Origin of the sequence: Candidatus Propionivibrio aalborgensis, from assembly GCF_900089945.1 — a bacterium.
Classification (GTDB): domain Bacteria; phylum Pseudomonadota; class Gammaproteobacteria; order Burkholderiales; family Rhodocyclaceae; genus Propionivibrio; species Propionivibrio aalborgensis.
The window spans coordinates 1-3,581 of record NZ_FLQY01000211.1; the positions used below are offsets into that span (position 1 = coordinate 1).

5 protein-coding genes are annotated in these 3,581 nt (G+C 57.3%); 1 reads left to right on the forward strand and 4 read right to left on the reverse strand.

What is annotated here, in order from left to right; translation table 11 throughout:
- Nucleotides 1–340: 340 nt before the first annotated feature.
- From PROAA_RS19335 to PROAA_RS10585, 4 genes are read right to left on the reverse strand one after another with little or no spacing between them, the layout of a single operon-like run.
- A complete protein-coding gene (locus tag PROAA_RS19335) occupies nucleotides 341–457 on the reverse strand; it encodes a thioredoxin domain-containing protein (RefSeq protein WP_342669216.1) in 117 nt (38 codons plus the stop codon).
- A gap of 44 nt (nucleotides 458–501) precedes the next feature.
- Nucleotides 502–1,065 (reverse strand): 3'-5' exonuclease family protein, encoded by a 564-nt coding sequence (locus tag PROAA_RS10575; RefSeq protein ID WP_186411308.1) that lies wholly within the window; start codon nucleotides 1,063–1,065, stop codon nucleotides 502–504.
- Nucleotides 1,066–1,071: 6 nt separating this feature from the next.
- Nucleotides 1,072–1,443 carry a helix-hairpin-helix domain-containing protein gene (locus tag PROAA_RS10580; protein ID WP_245664243.1) on the reverse strand — a complete coding sequence of 124 codons (372 nt, stop codon included), beginning with the start codon at nucleotides 1,441–1,443 and terminating at the stop codon, nucleotides 1,072–1,074.
- A 26-nt stretch (nucleotides 1,444–1,469) separates the two neighbouring features.
- The gene (locus tag PROAA_RS10585; RefSeq protein ID WP_186411309.1) at nucleotides 1,470–1,907 is read right to left on the reverse strand and encodes a DUF995 domain-containing protein; all 438 of its coding nucleotides are present in this window, start codon (nucleotides 1,905–1,907) and stop codon (nucleotides 1,470–1,472) included.
- 587 nt (nucleotides 1,908–2,494) lie between these two features.
- On the opposite strand from PROAA_RS10585, the gene PROAA_RS10590 reads away from it, so the two are divergent.
- The coding region (locus tag PROAA_RS10590) for a thiamine pyrophosphate-binding protein (protein WP_245664244.1) at nucleotides 2,495–3,581 on the forward strand (1,087 nt) is incomplete at its 3' end.

Genomic DNA, 3,581 nt, shown 5'->3' on the forward strand with positions numbered 1-3,581 from the left:
AATCTGGAATCAAAAACCGTCACACCCGAGTCGAGCGAATCGATTCCGTCGATCAGCAAGTCGATGTCGGTCGATAGCCTGTTTTCGTGCGACATGTGACCCTCTTGACAGTTTGTGCGGTGCTGCCGGGGCTTCGGCTGCCGCATCCTCCGCGTATTTCGGATCATTGTCCCACCGCGGGCTGATTCCTCAAAGCATCATCTTGCGCGGAAAGAGGGCTCGGAAACCGGCTTTCCCCGTGGCTTGTCAGTGCTTCGGCATACTCCTGGATCAGCGTCGAATGCACCAGGATTTCGCCGTCGCCCTGTATCTGCGTCGGCGCCTGGGCGACGGGATTGATCTACTGGAACTGGTCAAAGATGCTGAACGCGGAGATCGAGCGGCGCTCGGCGTTCAGGCCGAGCAGCTGCAGCGAGACTGCGACGCGGCGAACATACGGGGAACCGGACGTTCCAATGAGTCACATGGCGCCTCCATTCTGCAGATGTCAATACTGACCGATCAGGATCGTCCAGCAGAACGGTTCTCCCTGAGCATGTTGCAGAACAGCGCGCCCTGTCCGATCGCGTCGTCCAATGCGATGTGGGTATGCGGCAGCTCATCGAACCAATGTCTGGGCATGTTGGTTTTCGTGATGTCGCGATAATCCTTGCGCAGATGCGCCATGGCGAATGATTTCATGTCCAGCGCCGAGAAGCTGAATGGGCTTTCTCCGGCGAAGCGGATCAGATACCAATAGACGAAGACGAAGTCGAAACCCGCCGGATAGGCCACGAATACGATGCGGCGGGGCAGCGATTTAAGCCAGGCCGCGTAGCGTGTCATGGCCGCGACAGGTGATTCAAGATCCTTGCGGCAGGCTGCCCAGGCGTCCGGTTGCGTTGCCCACCACGCGGCAGTCTTGGGGTGAGCGCAGGCTTCGGGCAACGTTTCGAGATTGGCGCTGAAGGTCGAGAGGATCTTCTTATCGGCCGTGTAGGCTGCTGACCCAATACTCAACATCGAATGCGGTCCGGGAATCGGCCCGTCGGTTTCGACGTCGGTGCTGATGTAGAGCTCTGTCATTGCGGCTTACCTCGAACGTGGGGCGGCGGCATCATATTTAGCCGGTCCGAGTGCGTATTCCTTCTTTCGTTCGGCTGTGTATTCCCACCATGAGCGAGGGGTATCTCCGTTCATAAACCGGGTGATGGATATGAACACGTCGATAATGCATGGATCATGGCGACTCTCCGTGGTTTGGCAGAGTTGCTCATACATCGCGTATGGACATCTCCCCTCGAGTTGCTCGGGATTGTGGATGTAGAGCAGGCGCAGATCGGCTGCGATGGACTTGCCGACGTTCGGCAAATCGGTCAGATGTTCGAGCTTCGCGCGATCAACGCTGTGTGGGTTCATGATGCGCGAGCCTAGCGACTGGATGCTTTCCGGTTTGTCGCGCAACAACGTCTCAAGACGGTATTTGAGGCCTATTTAGAGAACTCGAATTCATGGGCTTTGGTCGTTCCACTTGCGAGCGAGCTGACGCCGTAGTATTTGTCCCCCAATCTGAAAATGTAACGGCACCAGTTTTCAGTGAGTTTGCGCCACTCCAGAGTGACACAGTACGTGCCGTTGTCAGCCACACTCCATGTGCCTTGGGCCGTTGTGTTGCCGCTCATCCCTCCCATTCCAGAACGATTGTCGCTTGAGGCCACGAATTTTCCGTCTAGCTCGTTCATCCAATACCGGGTGCTTCCGGTTGTTTCTACCCGACTGACAACTTTGGCTCCCGGCATCAGTACCCTCAGCTCATCGACAGTCAGCCGAACGCCGTTTTGTGATTTCAGGTCGTCCAGTAGCAGGGGATCTGCAAGGGCTTGCATTGAGATCGCGAGTAGCAAGAGAGTTGCAAGTGACTTAGGCATGGGAGCTCCTATTTATCGTTCCGGACACCCGGTCCCGGGAGGTGTGGTGGTTAGCATTAAGGAAAGAAACCACACCGCCGCATGATACGCCTCACGTGAATTCATATACAAGGACATGGATATCATCGCTGCCGCCTTGGCGTGTGCCATGCCTCATGAATTGCGATAGCGCTTCATTCTGCCAAAATTGGTCGTGCTGAAGTGTGCACAGAAGATCTGAGTCCGTTCTGACTCAAGAAAGAGCTTGTCTTTTTCGTCCTACTCGTTTCTAATCCGCTTAACAGTTATTTGCTTTGGACTTACCACCATGTTTTCTTTCGACGCACATGCTTTCGGATTGCTTATCGCACTGGCGATGGCCACGGCAGCGTTCGTCATTTCCCTCGGTGCAGTACCGGTTGTACGTGCTATTCGTGTAGTACGGGTAGTACCCAATGCACCGTCGAGGGCCGGAAGAAGGTAAGTCGAAGCGAAAAACGACAGAAGTTTCCAAAACCCCGCCGGTGCAAGCCGAGCGGGGTTTTTTGCTTTCATGACCACCGCCCGGCAAGGCCGCCAACTGCAGCTGATTGACTTAGGAGGTAGTGATGACTAGCAAGAGAAGTGAAACCCTTACCGGCGCACAGATTGTGGTACGCCTGCTCGAAAGGCAGGGCGTGCGAACGCTGGCCGGCATACCCGGCGGCGCGATACTGCCGATATACGATGCCTTGTCGCAATCGTCGACGATCCATCATGTACTCGCTCGGCATGAGCAGGGCGCCGGCTTCATCGCCCAGGGAATGGCACGGGCCACCGGACAGGTGGCGGTCTGCCTGGCGTCTTCGGGCCCGGGCGCGACCAATCTGTTGACGGCCATTGCCGATGCCAAGCTGGATTCGATCCCGATGGTCGCAATCACCGGGCAGGTGCCAAAATCGATGATCGGTACCGACGCGTTTCAGGAAGTCGACACCTACGGCCTGAGCATCCCGATCACCAAGCACAATTTCCTGGTTGGTTCGGCGGAGGAATTGCTTGAGGCCATTCCGCGCGCATTCCGTCTTGCTGCTTCCGGACGCCCTGGCCCGGTCCTTGTCGATATTCCAAAGGACGTGCAAAACCAGTCCGTTGAGGTTGGCGAATGGCCTGAACCCGGAGCGGCTGATCCGGCACCGGCACCGGGGACGGATCTGATCGCTTGCGCGGCAGAGATGATCAACGAGGCGGAGCGCCCGGTACTGTATCTTGGCGGCGGCGTCGTGCATTCGGGCGCATCCGGTCTGGCGGTCGCCCTAGCCGAAAAGGCCGGGTTGCCCAGCGTGATGACCTTGATGGCGCTGGGGGCGATGCCGGTGGATCATCCTCTTTCGCTTGGCATGCTCGGCATGCACGGCGCACGCTGCACCAATTTGGCGCTCGATGAATGCGATCTCCTGATCGCCGTCGGCGCACGATTCGATGACCGCGCGACGGGAAAAGTGGCGGCGTTCTGTCCGCTGGCGAAGATCATCCACATCGACATTGACCCGTCCGAGCTCGACAAAATCAAAACAGCCCACGTCGGAATTGCCGGTGACGTCAAATCCGTTCTCGAGCAGCTCTTGCCAAAGGTGGACATCATCCTCCGCAAGCCGTGGTTGTCGCGGGTGGCCGATTTGAAGGCGGACTATCCCTTGCGCATGCCCGGCATTG

What these genes read in the sequence shown, in the direction of transcription:
- PROAA_RS10585 (WP_186411309.1), bottom strand. Translation starts at nt 1,907, where the DNA reads ATGCCTAAGTCACTTGCAACTCTCTTGCTACTCGCGATCTCAATGCAA.
- PROAA_RS10575 (WP_186411308.1), bottom strand. Translation starts at nt 1,065, where the DNA reads ATGACAGAGCTCTACATCAGCACCGACGTCGAAACCGACGGGCCGATT.